A 20,025-nucleotide genomic window follows, 5' to 3' on the forward strand; every position below is an offset into this window, starting at 1 on the left:
AGGTGAAGGAAAATGAATCGATATTGGTTTTTGGTGATAATGGGAGGATTGCTTGAAGTGCTCTGGGTCAGCGGACTGAAGCATGCCGACACACCGCTGGAGTGGACGGCAACTGGTCTTGTGATCGTTGTCAGCTTCTTTCTATTGATTCCCTGTTTAAATAAATTGCCGGTCGGAACGGTTTATGCCGTATTTACCGGTCTCGGGACAGCGGGAACCGTGCTGGCAGAAATGCTGTTCTTTGGCGTGCCGTTCAGCTGGGCGAAGGTTTCACTGATCGCGCTGTTGCTTGTGGGAGTGATGGGCTTAAAAGCCGTCACCGGAGAACCTGAAGCAAAAGGGAGTGAAGTGTAATGGGCTGGCTCTATGTCATTATTGCCGGATCGTTTGAAGTGCTGGGCGTAATTGGTATGAACCGGATCGCCAAGAAGAAAAACGTCGTGTCCATCCTTGTTCTTATCCTCGGATTCGTGTGCAGTTTCTCGTTTCTTTCAATGGCGATGCAAAGTCTGTCCATGGGAACGGCCTATGCGGTCTGGACAGGGATCGGCACAGTTGGCGGAGTGCTCGTCGGCATGTTTCTCTATGGAGAATCCCGGGACTGGAAGCGGATTTTATTCATGGCGATGGTCGTTGCTGCAGCTATTGGGCTGAAAGTTATTTCATAAATATTTCCTATTTTCGGTTTTGCTTTTTTGAAGGGGAATCACTATAATAAGAGATGGTATTAAGCAGTCCAAGTATGGGCTGTTTTTTCTGGTTCAGGCATATCATGTTAATAAACAAACCATTAGAAAAAAACAAATCAGGTGAAACTATGAAACGTGCTCGACTTATATACAATCCCACATCCGGAAGAGAAGCGATCAAAAAACAGCTTCCGTATATTTTAGAACGTTTGGAGATCGCAGGCTATGAAACGTCCACCCATGCCACGACACCCGAGGAAGGCTCTGCCACAAAAGCGGCCAGGCTTGCCGGTGAGCGTGGATTCGACCTTGTCATTGCCGCTGGCGGTGACGGAACCATCTATGAAGTGGTCAACGGTCTTGCGGACCTGGAAGAGCGTCCGAAGCTGGGCATTATTCCGGCTGGAACGACGAATGACTTTGCCCGTGCGCTGGGTGTTCCGCGTACGATTGAGGGCGCATGCGACGTTCTCTGCCAGGGTGCGGAAATTCCTGTGGATATCGGAAAAGTGAATGATAAGTTTTTTATCAACATCGCCGGCGGCGGCCGCATTACCGAGCTCACGTATGAAGTGCCAAGCAGGCTGAAGACGATGATCGGGCAGCTCGCGTATTTCTTAAAAGGGATCGAGATGCTGCCATCCATCCGTCCGACCTACGCTGAGATCGAATATGACGGCAAGCTGTTTCAGGGTGAAATCATGCTGTTTCTCGTGGCTAACACAAACTCCATCGGCGGTTTTGAAAAACTTGCGCCAACGTCGGAGTTCAATGACGGTATGTTTGATCTTATCATTTTGAAGAAAACGAACCTGGCTGAATTTGTTCGTATTGCAACCCTTGCCCTGCGCGGTGAGCACGTGAATGACGACCATGTCATCTACACAAAAGCGAACCGGGTCAAGGTTCGGCCAACCGATAAAATGCAGCTTAACCTGGATGGTGAATTCGGCGGACTTCTGCCGGGCGAATTCGTTAACCTTCGCCATCACTTCCAGATGCTCGTGCCAAAAGAACGCGTTCAAATTGCAGAGGATGGGACTCTATAAGAGGGTCTCATCTTTTCTTTTTGCCCGTTACGGTACTTGGCATAAGGGTATACTTGAGAGTAAGTTAAACAAACGTTTCATTTAAACGATCGTTTAAGAAGAGCCAGGTATGCTACAATCAGGAAAGAACTGAAGGAAAAGGAACGATGTACAATGGCAAAGGCGAATGCGCCGGTCTCAAAAAATGAAATCTATGAAGTGGAATTCTCCGACCTGACCCATGACGGTTCCGGTGTGGCGAAGGTAGAAGGATTTCCGATGTTTGTTCCAAACGGCCTGCCGGGCGAGCGTGCGATGGTCAAGGTGGTCGGTGTGAAAAAAGGTTACGGCTTCGGCCGGTTGATGGAAGTGATAGAAGAGAGTCCGGACAGGGTGGACCCGCCATGCCCGGTTTATAAAAAGGGCTGCGGCGGCTGCCAGATTCAGCACCTGTCCTATCCGGGACAGCTCGAGTTCAAGCGCAAGCAGGTGAAAGACGTACTTCAGCGCATCGGCAAGATCGAAAACGTGCCGGTGCTCCCGACACTTGGCATGGGAGACGAGCCGTGGCGCTACCGAAACAAAGCCCAGGTGCCAGTTGGTGAACGTGAAGGCCGTCTCATCACAGGGTTCTACCAAAAGCGCAGTCATGAAATTGTGGAAATGGACACCTGCATTATCACAGGGGATACCGCGGATGAAGCGATCCAGGTGGTCAAAGAGATCCTGAACAAATATGGCATCACGCCGTATGACGAACAACGCCATAAAGGCATGGTCCGCCATGTGATTGCCCGTTTCGGAAAAACAACGAACGAGCTTATGATAGTCCTCGTGACCAACGGAAAAGATCTGCCGAACCGCAAAAAAATCGTGGAAGACATCGTGAACGCTCTGCCGCAGCTCAAGTCGGTAGTGCAAAACGTTAACACGAAGAAAACCAACGTTATTTTTGGCAATGAAACGAAGGTCCTCTGGGGCTCGGAATACATCTACGATTATATCGGTGACATCCAATTCGCCATCTCGGCCCGTTCGTTCTACCAGATCAACCCAGAGCAAACAAAGGTCCTGTATGATCAGGCGCTGAAATATGCGGAGCTGACAGGAGACGAAACCGTAATTGATGCCTATTGCGGCATCGGGACGATTTCTCTTTTCCTGGCGCAAAAAGCGAAAAAGGTATACGGTGTGGAAATCGTGCCGGAAGCCATTGAAGACGCGAAACGAAATGCTGAACTGAATGGCCTCGATAACGCCGAGTTCGCCGTCGGAGAATCCGAAGTCGTCATTCCAAAATGGAAAGAGCAAGGAATCACCCCAGACGTCATCGTCGTCGATCCGCCGCGCAAAGGCTGTGACGAAGCCCTGCTTCAAACCATTATTGAAATGAAGCCAAAGCGTGTGGTGTATGTGAGCTGTAATCCATCCACACTGGCGAGGGATTTAAGGATTTTAGAGGATGGCGGGTTCAAGACGCTAGAAGTGCAGCCAGTAGACATGTTCCCGCAGACGACGCATTGCGAGGCGGTCGCGAGGATAGAGTTGAATAGTAAGGATGCAGAGAACAGATAATGGTCTCTGTTTTTTTGTAAACTAAAATTTCGTCAGATTGTGGGTAACTCTTTTATTACATAGTAGACGTATACTGTGTAACAAATAAATTCATTTTGAAGAATGTACTCTTTTTAAAAAAATCGCAATACTATTTTTCAAAAAGAATGTTAACAGCGCTATTCCTTTCTTAAAGGGTAGTGCTTTTTATTAGAAAGCAATCTATTTTAAGGTATTTTTTGTACGTCTAATGAAATCTAGATTGTTAGTCCATCAAGAGTAGTTCTTGACAATAAATAAATGTAAATTTAAAATGAACGTGTTCATATATGAATACGTTCATTTTTTGCGAATTCAATTATGAATGCATTCATATGTGCAAGGAGGTTAAAAGATGGTAAATCTTAGAGAGCAAAGGAAGATCGAAAATCAAAAAAAGATTATTGAAGTAGCGAGTGATTTCTTTTCTAATAAAGGCTATCAACAGACGACTATTTCTGAAATAGCTAAACAAGCTCAAGTGGGAGTCGGAACGATCTATAATTACTACTCCTCTAAAGGGGTACTTTTACTCGCGGTGTTTTCAAACTTTATGGAGCGATTAAAGGATGAAGGTCATCAAGAAATTGAAGTAAACAAAGGGAACATTATTGAACTCCTCACTGGGTTTATGAAAAGAACAACACTCGTTTTTGAGCAATTTCCCAAAACCTTTTGGCGAGAGATTTTTCATGTTATGACTGAAGAAACGGATGAAACACGCCATCTTCGCAAAAGCTTATTTGGATTTGATCAGGAAATAATAAGTTGGGTAGAAACCATCATTGTAGCGCATTCGGATTGCTTTCGAGTATCTGTTGACCGTAAGGAAGCGAGCACCGCTATCTATGGCGCTGCGATGACGCTCGTGATGCTTTATATTTACGATGATCAAATGACGTATGACCAATTTCTCATTCAACTTGAAAATCAGATTGAATTTATTTTTTTAGGAAAATTATTAGAAGGTTAAAACTTGAATAATAAAAAAAGAGGATATAAAATGAAAATTCTTATTGTAGGCGCGGGTATTGCAGGCTTAACATTAGCTGATCAATTAGATCGTGAAGGCTACTCCGTTCAAATTATTGAGAAGGCTCCTGGACTAAGAACAGAGGGATACATGATGGACTTTTTTGGAGCCGGATACGATGTTGCTGAAAAAATGGGTCTACTCAAAGAACTAGAAAAGATTCATTATCCAATTGAAGCTCTAAAAGTAAAACGAGCTGACGGAACAACCAAATATTCACTCAACTATCAATCGCTACGACAATTATTAAATGACCGCCACTTTAATTTTATGCGGGGAGATCTCGAACGTGTGCTTTATGAACGCATAAAAGATCGAGTACCAGTAACATACAGTACAACAATTGAATCACTGCAACAAGATGAGGAGGGCATCCTTGTAGAGCTTTCAAATGAAACAAAACTCAACTGTGATTTGTTGGTTGGAGCAGACGGCATACATTCAAAAGTTCGAAAACTTGTTTTTGGTGAAGAAGAAAATTATGTTCATTCAATGGGTTATCAAACGGTGGCTTTTACATTTGATAAAACATCTAAATACAATAAAACCGATCATACTTTTGATACGATTACAGAGCCTGGGCGACAAGTAAGTATATATCCTATAATGGGAAATCGAATAGCAGCATTTTTCCTTTTTTCAAATAAGGATGGCTCACTAAAACACCACTCACATGAAGAGGGAATAAAAGAATTAAAGAAACACTTTGGAGATATGGGCTGGGTAGTCCCCGATATTCTTCAGGAAAGTGAGAAGGTAACTGACTTTTATTTTGACGACGTTGCTCAAACTGAAATGACAACATGGACAAAAGGACGTGTGGCACTTGTAGGTGACGCTTGCGGTTGTGTATCTTTAGTTGCAGGACAAGGCTCATCGTTAGCTATGGCAGGAGCCTACTCATTAGCCCGTTGTTTAGGTGAGTCAAAAAGTAATATTAAAGGAGCTCTAGCTGAGTATAACGCATTAATGGTTCCCCAAGTAACTAAAATCCAGAAATCAGCTCGTAAATTCGCAAGCTTCTTTTTCCCCGAGTCCAAATGGAAATTAATGATTCGAGATATAACGATGCGTGCATCAGTCATGCCAATCATAAGAAACTTTATGAAATTCAAAAGTATTAGAGTGCCAAAATAACGTTCGATGTTGAATAAGAACTATGAAAAAACAACAGATCTATTTTTTGCAGAGTACAGTACAACAATACTTTTCGATAGAAAAAATCTATTTAACAGTCGAGCATAATGGTTGAAGGTAAACACCACTACATCAAACGTGTCTGCGACCAACACTCAACCCATGTGGAGTGTGTCGCGCAACTTATAGTAAAAGAAGGCAACTAACCCTTATGGGCGTTGCCTTTTTTTATGTTTCTTGAATGGGTTAACGAAGCTGTATTGGATACAAATGCTGCCGTCTTGTTTACAGGTAACTTTATCAACTAATAAATGAGAATGTGGAACTTGGGGAGTTCCTTGAGTTTGGGGACTTCTTTTAGCTTATCTCCAAGATTGAGAACAAAATTTCATTTGCGCATTGGTTTTTGAATCATCATACTCATTTACTCTCTGTTCCTATATGACAAATATTCTAAAAATTTATTGGACGCAAGGGAAAGGGATTTTTGTTCCCTCATAGCAACACCAATATTTCTAAAAGCAGGAACTTCAAGCTCTTTAGCAATAATTTTGTGGGGAATACGCTGTAATATCAATTCTGGTAATATACTGATTCCCAGCCCATTTTCCACCATAGACATAATGGCATAGTCATCCCATGTTGTAAAATTAACATGCGGTGCGATTTGGTGTCTCTCAAAAATTTCGGAAATCTCTGTTTTCGCTCCCTTTTCCAATAGCATAAATGGACTGTTCAGTAAGCCGTTGATGGGAAACTTTTCGCAATTGGAAAGAGGATGATCGTGTGGGATCACTACCAGCAAACGGTCTTGTTCCAAAAATACAGTTTCAAGTTCTGCTGTTGTCGGCAGCCGCACAAATCCAAAGTCAACACGCCCATTAAGGATCCAGCTTTCAATTTCCGTGTAATCACCAAGAAGAAATTCAAAATCAATCATTGGGTAATCCTTCTTGAAAATATTAAGAATGTTAGGAAGCCAATGAGAGGCTACGCTGGAAAATGTCCCAATGCGAATGATACCGGATTCCAAATTATGCAAGTCTCCAATTTGCTTCATTAAGATTTCGTATTCATTGCAAATTCTCTTTAATTGAGGCAATAATTTTAAACCCTCTGAGGTTAAATTGATACCCGTACGTCCTCTTTCAAAAAGAAAAATCTCCCATTCCTTTTCTAAATCATTAATCATACGGCTAATCCCGGACTGTGAATAGTCCAATATTTCGGCAGCTTTTGTAAAACTGCCCAATTCTACTGCTTTGACAAATGCCATATATTTTTGGATATTCATAGCTCTTTCCTCATTCCATCTGGTTTTATCATGGACATCATGATAAACATTCGTTTTTGTAATGGATGTGGGTATGATACATTATTGCTATTCATTATTCAAGTTAGGAAAGGAGTGGTGTATAACGATGTTTTTTGTGAGTGATATTATGGGAAAAGCACCGGACAGCTACAAGTCTTATCTTCAAGAAAAGGTCTATGAATCATTGGCAGAGTTACAGATTCCATTTGAGCGTGTGAATACAGATGAAGCCATTTCAATGGAGGACTGCATTGAGATTAATCACAAATTGAATATGAAAATGGTAAAAACGCTGTTTCTCTGTAATAGTAAAAAAACTGAATTTTATTTATATATAACCACCGCAGATAAACTGTTCAAAGCAAAGAATTTCAGCAATACGCTCGGCATATCACGTGTTTCTTTTGCTCCTGCGGAACTAATGGAAAAAATTCTTGGCGTGAAAATTGGAGCAGCCACTGTATTCAGTGTTTTAATGGACAAGAAAAATCTTGTGCAAGTGGTTTTCGATAAGGATGTTCTTTTAGAAGAGTGGTATGGATGTAGTGATGGAATGACAACCGGATATATGAAGGTAAAAACTGAGCTCATCGTCAATAACTTCCTAACCTATGCAAAGCACATTCCGAAAGTAATCGAAATGCAAAATATAAACTAATTAAGCATCTGCGAAGATAAGCTGTTTCGTGGATCCGTAGGAGTAAATGATGAAATCCAAAATTCAGTTTATATTATCAATGGTTATTTTCAGTACCATTGGTTTAGTTGCACGAAACATTGATCTAAGTTCGAGCGAGAGAGCTTTACTAGGCAGTTCCATAGGCTGCTTATTTTTATTGTTAATATTCTTCGCAACTAAGAAAAAAATATCATGGAATCCAGTTAGATCAAATGCTTTAATTTTGATCCTTTCAAGCATTGCATTGGGAGGTAATTGGATTTTTCTTTACCAATCTTATGACCATACAACAATTGCTAATGCAACGCTAGGTTATTACTTTGCGCCTGTTTTTGTGATGATTCTTTCACCAGTTGTACTTGGGGAACCATTACCTATCAAGAAAATTGTGTGTATTGGTGCAGCGATCATAGGAATGTTAATGACTGTAGGAGTTGGCCTGAAAGCATCCAGCACAGATGATTTTCTTGGACTTTTGTTTGGATTAATTGCAGCTGGATTTTATGCTGCGTTATTGCTTCTAAATAAATTTATTAAAGATACGAGCAAGTTAGAGTTGACCATCATTCAGTTGGGAGTATCCACTTTGCTTTTAATTCTCTATATTTTCATGACTTCCAGCTTTCGTATCTTTGAAGTATCAAGCTTTTCCATTCCTTTTATCTTAATTTTAGGGATTATAAATACCGGGATTGGGTTTTGGTTATTTTTCTCTGGTATGGAGGGTTTAAAAGGACAGAGTATAGCTATGCTGAGTTATGTGGATCCATTTGTAGCTATATTAATTTCTGTAGTAATCCTGCAAGAAAAGATGACATTTGTTCAGATGCTTGGTGGTTTACTTCTACTAGGCTCTACATTTGTTAGTGAAATAAGACCAGTCAACCGTTCCGATCAATTAATGAAAACAACAGCTGAATACCGTTTAAAGCAGTGAAGATAAGAATTAAGAAATTAATTAATGACGGCAAAGTCAACAGATGAAGTGCGGCATTGCTCCAGAATTCTAAATTAAATATCGTCAACAGAAGCAGGCGACACTGGATCCGTTTGTTTTTTATGAATCACCAACATCCCAATTGTTGCCACATACAGTCCAGATATGTGGAGTGTGTGGCGCAACTTATAGTAAAAGAAGGCAACTAACCCTAGTGGGTGTTGCCTTCTTTTTGTTTCTTGTAAAGCTGAATAGATTTGAATTGAATCTATTATCCCTTGACTCTGATTACACCCTCATATAAACATTAAGATAGAACATGAATCTGCATACCCATAATATAAGTCAGAAGAATTAAAGACACATAAAGACGAGGGAGATGTGTTATGAAATTACTTCTTACATCTGGGGGCATTAGTAACAAAAGCATTCGTGATGCGCTGGTTGACATGCTGGACAAGCCGATTGAAGAGTCCAACGCTCTCTGTATACCCACTGCGGTGTACGCCATACCCGGAGGTGCATGGAACGCATGGAAGTTCTTGAATGGACAATCCGGGGCACCGATGTGTGAGGTGGGCTGGAAGTCTATGGGGGTGCTGGAACTCTCGGCGCTGCCAAGCCTCGGTAAAGAGCATTGGGTTCCGATGGTCAAGGAGACTGACGTTCTGTTAGTGGATGGCGGTGACCCATTGTATTTGAATTACTGGATGAAGCAGTCCGGGCTGGCAGAACTCTTGCCGTCGCTGGATTCAGTCTATGTAGGACTCAGTGCCGGGAGCATGGTGATGGCACCGAACATCGGAGAATTCTTCGTTAACTGGACTCCACCCAGCGGCGGTGATGAAACACTGAACCTGGTCGATTTTGCAATGTTTCCGCATCTGGAGCACGAGATGCTGCCGTACAACACGATGGCTAATGCAGAGAAATGGGCAGCCGGGATGCAGGGGCCGGCGTATGCAATGGATGATCAGACCGCCATCAAAGTGATTGATGGAGAGGTCGAAGTTGTATCTGAAGGGCAGTGGAAATTGTTCACGCCATGATCTTACTAATGGTGCACGAGAAGTGTATGGCGAATTTGGAGTTGTAACAATCTAAATAAAATAAACCTTGTGGTCCGGCCCTGATTTCGCGAAAAATTCTTTTGCGATTTCGGGGTCTTTTTCTGGTAAATCTTTATTTTACCTTAAAAAGTGGAATACTGGTTAATAGAGGTAGAACGAATCCGTTTGATAATAAGGGTTTAAGCATGGTATAAATGTAAAGGAAGCAGGGACATCTTGCTTTTTAATTTTGGGATAAGAGTTCATGAAGTTTCCCATCATGAGAGGATTTGGATTTGAATTATGAAAGACAATTTTTGGCGTGAGTTACCACGACCATTTTTTATATTAGCACCAATGGAAGAAGTGACGGATGTTGTTTTCCGTCATGTAGTGAGTGAAGCAGGCAGACCGGATGTGTTTTTTACAGAGTTCACAAACAGTGATAGTTATTGTCACCCACAAGGGATTCAGAGTGTGAAGGGGCGTTTGACGTTTACTGAGGATGAACAGCCGATGGTGGCCCATATATGGGGAGACAGTCCAGAAAATTTTCGGCAAATGAGTATCGGTATGGCGGAAATGGGCTTTCAAGGTATCGATATCAATATGGGCTGTCCTGTACCGAATGTGACACAGAATGGGAAGGGAAGCGGCCTGATCCGTCGTCCGGAAGTGGCGGCAGAATTAATACAAGCCGCAAAAGCAGGAGGATTACCTGTCAGTGTAAAAACAAGGCTTGGATTTTCTGATCTAGATGAATGGAAGGATTGGCTGACACACATCTTGAAACAAGACGTTGTCAATCTATCCATTCATCTGCGTACAAGGGATGAAATGAGCAAAGTAGATGCGCATTGGGAACTGATCCCGGAGATTAAGAAACTCCGTGACGAGGTAGCACCTGATACACTTTTGACGATCAATGGGGACATTCCTGACCGTCAAACGGGCTTGAAGCTCGCTGAACAATATGGTGTGGATGGAGTTATGATCGGGCGTGGGATTTTCCATAATCCATTTGCCTTTGAAAAGGAGCCGAAAGAGCATAGCAGTAAAGAATTGCTGGATCTCTTAAGATTGCATCTGGATCTTCTTGATCAATACTCCGAGTTGGAGCTGCGCCCGTTCACAGCTATTCATCGCTTTTTTAAGATCTATGTCAAAGGATTCCGAGGAGCAGGTGAATTAAGAAATCAATTATTCCACACAAAATCAACAGATGAAGTGCGGGCCTTGCTCGATCACTTTGTTTCAAAGAATCTTGATGTAATAGGGGAACTGTAAAGGCAAAATACGTTTTTGCTTATTTATTTCATTATTGGCCTATAAGAAAAAACACAACTAAAAGCAGAAACCAACCAAATAAGCAGCGTCTATTTCAGTTTTCGGAGTTGCTCCCTAATGGAGTAACTCCTTTTTCTTATTTAGTTTTACTTTTAAGATACTTCTATTTCTCTCTTATCTTCGATAGTTCTTTATTTAGCCATTATTTTAAATTTTACTAATTATCTTAAAACTTATATTGTAAATTGGTAAAATAGCACATATAATCAAAAATGAGCATAAAAAAACAAATTCGATCAAAAATGAGCTAAAACGGTCATCTCATTCCAGATGTATTGGAGGGAAACGATTCTGTGTACGGTATAGAAAGAAAGTCAGCCATATTAGAGTTACTAAAGAAGAATGCTAGAGTGGATGTACAAGAATTAAGTGAACACTTCGATTTGTCTGAGTCAACAATTCGTAGGGACTTAAAGGAACTAGAGGAAGCGCAGTTGTTAAAAAGAACGCATGGGGGGGCTGTATTGTTCAAAAGTGTGACCTTTGAACCGACTTACATTGAGAAAGAGGTGCAGTTTCAAAAAGAGAAAAGGGCTATTGCAAAGGAGGCAGCTAAGCTTATTAAGAACGGTGAAAGTATCTTGCTCGATTCGGGTACGACAACTTATTACCTTGCTCAAGAACTAAGAAACTTTTCGAGCTTACAGGTGGTTACCAATTCAATATTGTGTGCCAACGAATTAAAGGATGTATCTGGAATTGACGTCTTATTGTGCGGTGGTTCTCTGCGTTGGGAAACACTTGCGTTAGTAGGTCCTTTGGCTGAATTAAGCTTTAATCAAATTTGTGTAGACAAATCGTTTATTGCTACGAATGGCGTTGATATAGAAAACGGCTTAACCACTCCAAATTTAATTGAGGCATCAACCAAAAGAAAGATGATTGAATGCGCGGAAAAGGTTATTCTCGTGACGGATCATACCAAAATAGGTCAGGTAAGCTTTGCGAGGTTTGGGGATATTCATGAGATAGATTATTTAATAACTGATAGAGCCGCACAAGAAAACGTCCTTAACAGAATTGGGGAATCAGGAGTTTTTGTTAACGTAGTCTGATTTAGTCAAAAAAATTAAGGTTTTAAATGAAAGCGTTTTATACAAATACCAATTTCATTTATAGGAGGTGATGCTTATAGTTGTAAAAAAATTGAAGAGATTTCTATCGTTTTCATTAACTTGTTCTTTGTGGGAGAAAAATGAAAAGAAACACTAAAAAAAGGTTACGATTCAGGGCAACCACGACCAAATGGAAAAAGCCCAGAATCATAACCCTGCCTGAGTATAGCTAAAATTAATACTAAATTTTAGCACTCATTTTTATACTACGGTCTTACGGATTTTTTTACAAGTATTGTGTTTTGCTAGAAGTATCGATTACTTTACAAAACTATATTTGGGAGGAATTACATACCATGAAAAACTTTAAAATGTTTCACATAGTATTATTAATTTTAACTTTATGTTTTTTAAGTGCTTGCAACAATAATGAAAGCGCTTCCGGAGGGGGCGGAAAGGCTAATACGGAAAAAAAGCTAAAGATTGGTTTAACAGTTCCAAATTTAAGTAATCCATTCTTTGTAGCGATGTCTAAAGGAGCTAAAGAAGTGGCTTCTAAGTATAATGCTGAAGTAACAACTGTAAGCGCGGATCAAGATCTTTCGAAACAAACAGCACAAATTGAAGACTTTATCACAAAAAATGTTGATTTAATATTATTAAGTCCATTTGATTCTTCGGGTATTGCCGGTGCAGTAAGTGAGGCAAAAGCAGCAGGTATTCCTGTTATTGCTCTTGATGGATTTGCAGAAGGTGGTATCGATACAGTAGTTATGTCGGATAACGTTCAAGCAGGTAAACTAGCTGCCGAGCACCTTGTAAAACAACTCCATGGAAAAGGTAATATTGCTATTATCGATGGACCTCCTGTTTCAGCAGTAACAGACCGAATTAAAGGTTTTAACGAAGTAATTAAAAAATATCCAAATATCAAGGTGGTTGCCAAACAAAATGGTGAGGGTAATCGTGAAAAGGCCCTTACCGTAATGGAAGGTACACTAACAGCCAACAAGAAAATCGATGCAGTTTTTACAATAAATGATGAAGAGGCTGTTGGAGTACAAATTGCTCAAGAGCAAGCTAGCAGACAAAATGAATTCTTTGTCGTAAGTGTCGACGGTGCACCTTCTGCAGTTAAGGCGCTGAAAAAAGGTGGAAGCTTTGCTGGTACTTCAGCACAATTCCCGAATCAAATGGTTATTGATGGCGTGGCCTTAGCATTAAAAATCATTGATGGAAAGAAAGTTGACTCCAAAGTTCTCATTCCAACTAAATTCATCACTAAAGATAATGTTGATTCTTATAGTGGCTGGTAATTAGTTCCCCTATAGAAGAGGTAAAACAATATGGTGAATTAGGAGAGTGGCACTGATGGCAGTATTTCAGGTACAAGAACAAATAAATCGTCGATCACCAGAGAATCAGCTACCCATCCTAAGGATGAAGGCGGTTACGAAGAGATTTTCCGGTGTCAAAGTGTTGCAAAACGTTAATATCGAACTCCATAAAGGAGAAGTTCATGCCTTGATGGGGGAAAATGGTGCGGGAAAATCTACTTTAATGAAAATCATGGCTGGCGTGTATCAGCCTGATGGAGGAACGATTGAATATAAAAGTCAAGAAGTACATTGGAATAATCCAATGGAAGCAAGAAATAAAGGGATCAGTGTAATTCACCAAGAAATAAGCCTTTCACCCAATTTGTCCATTGGCGAGAATATTATGATGGGGACATCATTTAAGAAAAATAGGGTAGGCCTAATAAAATGGAATGATATTTATGAAAAGGCTGCCCGAGTTTTAAAATCCATAGGATCGTCCTTGGATCCCCGGGCGGATGTTTCCACCTTAAGTGTGGCCCAACAACAAATGGTAGAAATTGCTCGAGCTTTAACACTTAATTCTGAGATTCTTATTATGGATGAACCGACAGCATCTCTGACAGAAAAAGAAATAGAAAAGCTATTTGGCATTATTGAAGAATTAAGAAGAAAAGGAGTAGCTATTGTGTATATTTCTCATCGAATGGATGAGATTTTTAAAATATCAAATCGCTTTACAGTTCTTAGAGACGGTCATTGGATTACAAGTGGACCAATTTCGGATACAAATCCTGAAAATCTCGTAAAACTTATGGTAGGAAGAGAGTTAAATGAGCTATTTGTAAGAGAAAGAATCGAAAGTGCTGTTAGGTCTGAACAAAAACCAGTCCTTGAGTTGAACAATGTCTCTGACAAGAAGGTTGTAAAGGGGATATCCCTGAAAATCTACCCCGGTGAAATTGTGGGCTTAGCCGGTCTTGTCGGTGCGGGACGGACTGAGCTGGTAAGAACAATCTTTGGACTAACCGAAGTGTCAGAAGGTCAAATAATTTTAGATGGTCAGCAGGTTCATATAAAAAGTCCTATCGACGCAATAAAACTTGGCATTGCACATGTCCCTGAAAATAGGAAGGAACAAGGTTTATTACCAAATTTATCAATAAAAGAAAATATACTGATGGCACAATTGCCAACCTATCGTAAATTTAAACTATTGCAGTATAAGCAAATGAATTGTGATGCGGATCGATACATTAAAGAACTTGGAGTAAAAGCAGCATCAAAGGAACAAAATGTTATGGGGCTTAGCGGAGGTAATCAACAAAAGGTTGTTATTGCTAAATGGTTATCTATTGGCCCTAAAATTCTGTTGCTTGACGAACCAACCCGTGGTGTAGACATAGGTGCAAAGACTGAAATTCATAAAATCATAAGTAAGTTAGCAGAGCAAGGGCTTGCAGTGTTGATGATTTCTTCTGAATTACCAGAAATATTAGCCGTTAGTGATCGGATTTTGGTGATCCATGAGGGAAAATTAAGCGCGGAACTATCTCGTGATGAAGCTACACAGGAAAAAATTATGTACTATGCTACAGGAGAGGTTAAACAATGAATACAAACTTACAAATGTCAACTCCATCCGCAGTTTCATTCAAGGAACGGTCAAAACAGTTTTTTAATCAACTGGGCATGCTAATAATTCTTGTCTTATTAATCATAGTGATGATGATTGTTGCACCAAATTTCACGGACTCAAGTAATATCTTAAATGTACTAAAGCAGAGTTCAATCACTGCCATCCTGGCAGCTGGGATGACCGTAGTGATTTTAACAGGAGGAATTGATTTATCGGTAGGCTCAATCCTTGCGTTGAGCGGTGTTATATCTGTTTTACTTTCTAATGCCGGAACTCCCCCGGTTATTGCTATGTTAGCAGGAGCTGCTGTAGGATATGTTGCTGGAGCTGTTAATGGATTTTTAACGGCTGTACCTAAGTTGCCTGCCTTTATCGTGACGCTTGGAAGTATGACCTACCTAAGGGGATTGGCTTATGTATTAACTAGTGGATATCCTGTCGTTTTGGCTTCAAAGCAGTTCAAGTTCATTGGAGCAGGAAAAATTCTGGGGATTCCTACTCCTATCTATGTCATGGCCATTGTTTATATCATCATGTTCATCGTCTTAAAGTATACGATGTTCGGACGACATGTTTATGCTATTGGCGGTAATGAAGAAGCTGCACATCTTACAGGGATTAAAGTTAATCGCACCCTGATTCATGTATATTCCATCAGTGGCTTATTGGCCGGTGTTAGTGGCGTTGTGATGGCAGGCCGTTTGTTCTCAGGGCAGCCTATGGTAGGAATCGCATTTGAGCTAGATGCGATAGCAGCTGTCGTACTAGGTGGTACTAGTTTTGTAGGAGGCCGTGGCCGTATACAAGGAACTATTATTGGCGTTTTGATTGTGGCTGTATTAACCAATGGAATGACTTTGCTTAACGTCGATTATTACTGGCAACAAGTTGTAAAAGGGGTAGTTATTGTTATTGCCGTGCTGCTTGATAGGTTACGAAGCCGAACATAAATTTTGAAGCAGTCGCTAATTTAATGGTGGAACCATGAACTATATAAACAAGCGGCTCTAAACTTTCCTTGAGAACAGAAACGTTCTCAGGGATTTACTTTTGATGAACTCAGATGAATACCTGGAAGATAGTCCATTTCCCAAATGACCCTTGCTTAAACGGTTATAATGATTTCTATAGATACCATTATCGTTCAACCTATTGTAGAAAAAATACAATAAGGGCTATTATTGAACCCAATGGATTAGCGCAAGATCCATTATTCTCTAGATAATATTCTTCAAATGCTTAGAGAAAAGATGTTTTTGATATTTCCGTCGTTAAGTTAGGAATTATAGAAGCGAATGGAAAGATTTCAATATAATATAAAAAAACAAAAAAGTTACCATTGATACGTGAAATTATAGGAATAGAAATTAGTAAGGATAAGTTGCCATACCCAGAATTATTGAAGAGAAAATTGATGGCCATACCCTAACCGGGTACGAACGAATTTTAGCTAATGGAACAACTCAAAAAGGAAGGCATTAAAACAGTGTGATACACCTAAACATATAAATCATTAAAAGCTAATTTTGGCATGCGTACATTCGGATTCTAAAACCATAGCAACTGTTATGGTCGGTATAAATATAGCCTTTCTTGTAAACCTTCCAAAACTTTTCCTGGCATTTCCCTCACTTTCACATCTGTACCCAAAAATAACAGCCAATTGGTAACCTCGGTCAGTTCTTCCGGCATATTAACATCGATAAAAGTCTGTAGTAAAGCTGTCGTCTGATAAGGATTGGTATAGGAAATAGACACCTTTAAAGGGTGGTATTTTTTGAACTGGGCTATGGCTTTTGGGCCTAGTTCAAGGACAAGGTTGATCGCTTCCTCTTGCTTACTCAACTTTTCCAGAATCTTTTTCCTGCTGACTCTTTTCTTCGCCGGGTAGGGCTTAACATCCGAGAGATGGTCAACAGGAATAATCTTTTTCCTTTCTTCCTTTAAATCAAAGCCTTCAATCAGCCAGGCGCTTTTTTCACGGTAAAGGTGCAAGATATAAATTGAATAAGACTTATTTATTTTTTCTTCCTTGATAGTAATCGATAAATAGCGGTCCACAAGCAGGGTTTGGATGAGTGTTTCCAACATGGGATGGGGAAGGTCAGAGAGATCAAGCAAATCAGGATTATGCGGGTTGGTTCCTTCAAACAGCAAGATCTGATTTAAAAGAACAAGGTCATCCTGTTGGTTTTCAGATATCAGGCCCAGTAATTTTTCAGCTAAAGATTGACGGCTCTTCAGGTAGGGGAGCTGTTGATTTCTTGTGGCCATAAAGGCAATAAAAAGGGCTTTGACTTCATGATGAGTAAAGCGGACGTCAGGCAGGACAGAGTTGTGCATGACAAAATAACCCCCATCTCTTCCGACCTCAGCGACAAGGGGCATTCCCATGGCTTCAATTTCTCGTATGTCTCGAATGGCGGTCGAACGGGAGATGTTAAACTCCCGCATGATTTCAGAAATGGTAAAGTGGGCACGATTGTTGATGTAACGCATAATGACATTGATCCGCTCAACTTTTTTCATCGGGGCTCCTAAACAGTATCATTTTTTGACATGATTTAAGGATATGATATACCTATCAAGCGATGAATACAACTCATTAAAAAAATGGAGAAGAGAGGTATTGAACATGGCAAATTACACTTTGGAAGAAAAAGAAGGCTTTACTGTGATTGGACTTGGAACGGAGCTAAAGAGCGATTACTCAGACTATGCGGGCATTCACAAGGAAAAGGCAGACTTTTGGCAGGCGGTTGATCAGGATGGAAGGCTGGATACGTTAAAATCCATGGCGTCCAATGATTACATTTTTGCGGTGAATGAAGCGGTGAACAACAAGATGATGCATTATGCCGGCGTGATGACAGAGGAACAGGCGCCAGAAGAAGCAAGAGTGATTCAATTTCCTAAAGGAGAATACGTCGTGGTCAAAGGGGAAGGGGAATCGGCTGATGATCTGAATAACAAGCTTGCGGCCGTAGCCTTTGGAGAAGTCCTGCCAGAAGCAACGAATGTTGCCTATGTTGGGGGGCCCAATGCATCGGTTGAGATGGGGCAGCGCAACGGCTTGATCTATGGTGAAATGTGGATTCCTGTTATCCGCAAATAAAGAGAGGGAGGAAAGGCAATGAGCTATACCGTTGATTTTAAAAATGTGTCTGAAGCAGGTCTGGAGTCTTCCCCTGCAGCAGAAGCGCTTGCCGGTTTACGTGCGAATGAAGCCCGTTATTTTATGAACAAATACAAACACGAATTTACGGTCGTACCAGCGAGCGAAAGCCAGGAGACTCTGGATTATGTGAACCGGATTCTAAAAGAAGAACGTGATATTGAGTTTGCGGCCAAACCGCTGGAAACTTCAAGGTTTCAAGTGGAAAACATCCAATTCGCCTACGTCTTTTACGAGGATGGTCTTTCGGTCAACGTTATGTATACGGTAGATAACCCTAAGAAACGGGCCGTAGGTTTTAAACTTTCTGAAGGGATGGAGATACCAAAGGAGTTAGAAGGTAAATTTAAGTTTGCCAGACAGAAGTCTAAACTCGCTGGAACCATTCGGGGCTCGTTCTTTGTCATTAAGGGAGAATATTAAAAGAAATAAAGCCTAAAGTAGTTGGATGATCATTGAGGTAATCCCATGCCATATTAAGGAGGTAACAAATGAGTAAAAGTATCGGTACGGAAACAACCGCGAAAGTAGAATCATCGCCCCAGGGGAAAATAATTTCTTATTGGTCAGTCACATTACTACTTGCTGCAGCTGTTATGTTAAGTGGTATCGGTCAACTGATGCAATTTGGGGGCAACGTCGAGCTCGTGAAGAAAATTGGTTACCCATTGTACATCTTGACCATCCTCGGGATATGGAAAGTACTTGGATCCATTGCTCTCGTCTTGCCAGGTTTTCCACGGCTTAAAGAATGGGTTCACGCGGGTATCTTCTTTTTGATGACTGGTGCTGCTTTATCTCATGCGTTTGCTAGCGATTATGGTAATTACGGCTTTAATATTATCCTTCCACTTTCATATGCTGCGCTAAATATTGCCTCGTGGGCGTTGCGTCCGAAAAGCAGAATGCTTTAAGGTGGTGGTTCGGGGCTCATTCTTTTGATCAAGGGAGAATTTATATTTATAAAGCAAAAAAGGCTTCAGAGCTTAGTGCGCTGAGCCTTTTTTACATGAGTTTAGGTTGTGGATTCCTTTTTAGAGATTGAAAAAGGTTGTGTTTGCTTGCTCAGTTATATATTTCGATATCTAGGGCAGTTCTAGATGGGGAGAAGTGTTAAAGTTTGATTACAATGCAACTTGTTCCATCGTAGAGTTCTTTTCATCCCTATTAGTGCAGTTTATTTTGGTTCGGTTTGATTCACTGCATGATTACCGTTACACTATCTAAGTGGTAAATTTTTTTTAGTAAGCAAACAAGGAGATAAACATGAACAATTATAAATTAACCATCCAATATGATGGCGGCCGATACAAGGGTTGGCAACGACTTGGGAATACCGAAAATACCATTCAGGGTAAAATCGAGAAAGTACTAACTGAAATGGCAGGAGAAGAGATTGAAATCATTGGATCGGGAAGAACGGATGCGGGTGCCCACGCGCTTGCTCAAATCGCTAATTTCAAGATGCGAAAGCGTATGACCGAAGAGGAAGTGATGAAGTATTTAAACCGATACCTTCCTCAGGATATCAGCGTGGTGAACGTTGCGCTCGTTCAAGACCGTTTCCATGCGCGTTATAATGCGAAGGATAAAACCTACTCCTATAAAATCTGGAATAAGCCATTTCCAAACCCGTTCATGCGAAAATACAGCATGCATGTAGAAGAAAAGCTGGATCAGAAAAAGATGAAAGAAGCCGCTAAACACTTTTTAGGGGAGCATGACTTTACGTCCTATTCCAATGCCAAGGGGAAGAAAAAGTCCATGGTGCGTGAAATCTACTCACTCGATATTAAAGAAAAAGAAGGCTTCATTGAAATTAAGATCCGCGGTAATGGGTTCCTTTACAATATGGTAAGAAAAATCGTGGGAACGCTAATCGAAGTGGGGCTAGGAGAAATCGAGGCGGCTTCCATACCATCTATTCTTCAATCAAAAGAAAGAATTCAAACTGGCCGAATGGCAGAAGCAGAAGGATTGTATTTGGAGAAGGTTGGGTTTTAGGACCGTATAATAGATTCTTGTAAAAG

General features: G+C 40.8%; 20 protein-coding genes. 18 read left to right on the top strand and 2 right to left on the bottom strand.

The features are described 5' to 3' along the window. The first annotated feature begins 12 nt into the window (after window positions 1-12). From QNH15_RS02595 to QNH15_RS02620, 6 genes are all read left to right on the top strand, one after another. Window positions 13-354: a DMT family transporter gene (locus QNH15_RS02595; RefSeq protein WP_061974862.1), complete on the top strand. Its 342-nt coding sequence runs from the start codon at window positions 13-15 to the stop codon at window positions 352-354. Continuing rightward, complete coding sequence (locus QNH15_RS02600) at window positions 354-668, top strand: DMT family transporter (protein WP_283892346.1); 315 nt, start codon at window positions 354-356, stop codon at window positions 666-668. Before QNH15_RS02595 ends, QNH15_RS02600 begins: the two co-directional genes overlap by 1 nt. Window positions 669-817: 149 nt before the next feature. After that, window positions 818-1,738, top strand: coding sequence for a diacylglycerol kinase (locus tag QNH15_RS02605; protein WP_129478090.1), 921 nt, complete (start codon window positions 818-820; stop codon window positions 1,736-1,738). Between the two features lie 153 nt (window positions 1,739-1,891). Further along, window positions 1,892-3,292: a 23S rRNA (uracil(1939)-C(5))-methyltransferase RlmD gene (gene rlmD / locus QNH15_RS02610; protein WP_283892348.1), complete on the top strand. Its 1,401-nt coding sequence runs from the start codon at window positions 1,892-1,894 to the stop codon at window positions 3,290-3,292. Between the two features lie 373 nt (window positions 3,293-3,665). Further along, complete coding sequence (locus QNH15_RS02615; protein ID WP_283892350.1) at window positions 3,666-4,283, top strand: TetR/AcrR family transcriptional regulator; 618 nt, start codon at window positions 3,666-3,668, stop codon at window positions 4,281-4,283. A gap of 3 nt (window positions 4,284-4,286) precedes the next feature. After that, window positions 4,287-5,480, top strand: a complete 1,194-nt coding sequence (locus QNH15_RS02620) for an FAD-dependent monooxygenase (protein ID WP_283892352.1) — start codon at window positions 4,287-4,289, stop codon at window positions 5,478-5,480. A 424-nt stretch (window positions 5,481-5,904) separates the two neighbouring features. On the opposite strand, the gene QNH15_RS02625 is transcribed toward QNH15_RS02620, so the two are convergent. After that, complete coding sequence (locus tag QNH15_RS02625) at window positions 5,905-6,774, bottom strand: LysR family transcriptional regulator (RefSeq protein ID WP_283892354.1); 870 nt, start codon at window positions 6,772-6,774, stop codon at window positions 5,905-5,907. 127 nt (window positions 6,775-6,901) lie between these two features. Between QNH15_RS02625 and QNH15_RS02630 the strand changes: the two genes are divergently transcribed. The 8 genes from QNH15_RS02630 to QNH15_RS02665 all read left to right on the top strand — a co-directional run bounded on the left by QNH15_RS02630 (window position 6,902) and on the right by QNH15_RS02665 (window position 15,770). Continuing rightward, window positions 6,902-7,453, top strand: a complete 552-nt coding sequence (locus tag QNH15_RS02630; protein WP_283892356.1) for a prolyl-tRNA synthetase associated domain-containing protein — start codon at window positions 6,902-6,904, stop codon at window positions 7,451-7,453. A gap of 49 nt (window positions 7,454-7,502) precedes the next feature. Then, window positions 7,503-8,411, top strand: coding sequence for a DMT family transporter (locus tag QNH15_RS02635; RefSeq protein WP_283895404.1), 909 nt, complete (start codon window positions 7,503-7,505; stop codon window positions 8,409-8,411). Window positions 8,412-8,797: 386 nt separating this feature from the next. Then, window positions 8,798-9,460: a Type 1 glutamine amidotransferase-like domain-containing protein gene (locus tag QNH15_RS02640; protein WP_283892358.1), complete on the top strand. Its 663-nt coding sequence runs from the start codon at window positions 8,798-8,800 to the stop codon at window positions 9,458-9,460. A 303-nt stretch (window positions 9,461-9,763) separates the two neighbouring features. Then, complete coding sequence (locus QNH15_RS02645) at window positions 9,764-10,747, top strand: tRNA dihydrouridine synthase (protein WP_283892359.1); 984 nt, start codon at window positions 9,764-9,766, stop codon at window positions 10,745-10,747. A 353-nt stretch (window positions 10,748-11,100) separates the two neighbouring features. Next, window positions 11,101-11,862, top strand: coding sequence for a DeoR/GlpR family DNA-binding transcription regulator (locus QNH15_RS02650; RefSeq protein ID WP_283892361.1), 762 nt, complete (start codon window positions 11,101-11,103; stop codon window positions 11,860-11,862). 356 nt (window positions 11,863-12,218) lie between these two features. Further along, window positions 12,219-13,178: an ABC transporter substrate-binding protein gene (locus QNH15_RS02655; RefSeq protein ID WP_283892363.1), complete on the top strand. Its 960-nt coding sequence runs from the start codon at window positions 12,219-12,221 to the stop codon at window positions 13,176-13,178. 55 nt (window positions 13,179-13,233) lie between these two features. Beyond that, on the top strand, window positions 13,234-14,796 hold the full coding sequence (locus QNH15_RS02660) for a sugar ABC transporter ATP-binding protein (RefSeq protein ID WP_283892365.1): 1,563 nt from the start codon (window positions 13,234-13,236) through the stop codon (window positions 14,794-14,796). Continuing rightward, on the top strand, window positions 14,793-15,770 hold the full coding sequence (locus tag QNH15_RS02665; protein WP_283892367.1) for an ABC transporter permease: 978 nt from the start codon (window positions 14,793-14,795) through the stop codon (window positions 15,768-15,770). The genes QNH15_RS02660 and QNH15_RS02665 overlap by 4 nt, the downstream gene beginning before the upstream one ends. A gap of 616 nt (window positions 15,771-16,386) precedes the next feature. Here the strand turns inward: QNH15_RS02665 and QNH15_RS02670 are convergent. After that, window positions 16,387-17,349, bottom strand: a complete 963-nt coding sequence (locus QNH15_RS02670) for a helix-turn-helix transcriptional regulator (protein ID WP_283892369.1) — start codon at window positions 17,347-17,349, stop codon at window positions 16,387-16,389. A gap of 106 nt (window positions 17,350-17,455) precedes the next feature. Between QNH15_RS02670 and QNH15_RS02675 the strand changes: the two genes are divergently transcribed. The 4 genes from QNH15_RS02675 (at window position 17,456) to truA (ending at window position 19,999) form a co-directional block, all read left to right on the top strand. Beyond that, complete coding sequence (locus QNH15_RS02675; RefSeq protein WP_283892371.1) at window positions 17,456-17,935, top strand: GyrI-like domain-containing protein; 480 nt, start codon at window positions 17,456-17,458, stop codon at window positions 17,933-17,935. 18 nt (window positions 17,936-17,953) lie between these two features. Next, window positions 17,954-18,418, top strand: coding sequence for a hypothetical protein (locus QNH15_RS02680; RefSeq protein ID WP_061974829.1), 465 nt, complete (start codon window positions 17,954-17,956; stop codon window positions 18,416-18,418). A 68-nt stretch (window positions 18,419-18,486) separates the two neighbouring features. Then, window positions 18,487-18,909 carry a DoxX family protein gene (locus QNH15_RS02685; protein ID WP_283892374.1) on the top strand — a complete coding sequence of 141 codons (423 nt, stop codon included), beginning with the start codon at window positions 18,487-18,489 and terminating at the stop codon, window positions 18,907-18,909. A 352-nt stretch (window positions 18,910-19,261) separates the two neighbouring features. Then, complete coding sequence (gene truA / locus QNH15_RS02690) at window positions 19,262-19,999, top strand: tRNA pseudouridine(38-40) synthase TruA (RefSeq protein WP_283892376.1); 738 nt, start codon at window positions 19,262-19,264, stop codon at window positions 19,997-19,999. Window positions 20,000-20,025 lie beyond the last annotated feature (26 nt).

The sequence above is a fragment of the Fictibacillus enclensis genome, from assembly GCF_030123385.1.
In the GTDB taxonomy this organism is placed as follows: domain Bacteria; phylum Bacillota; class Bacilli; order Bacillales; family Fictibacillaceae; genus Fictibacillus_C; species Fictibacillus_C enclensis.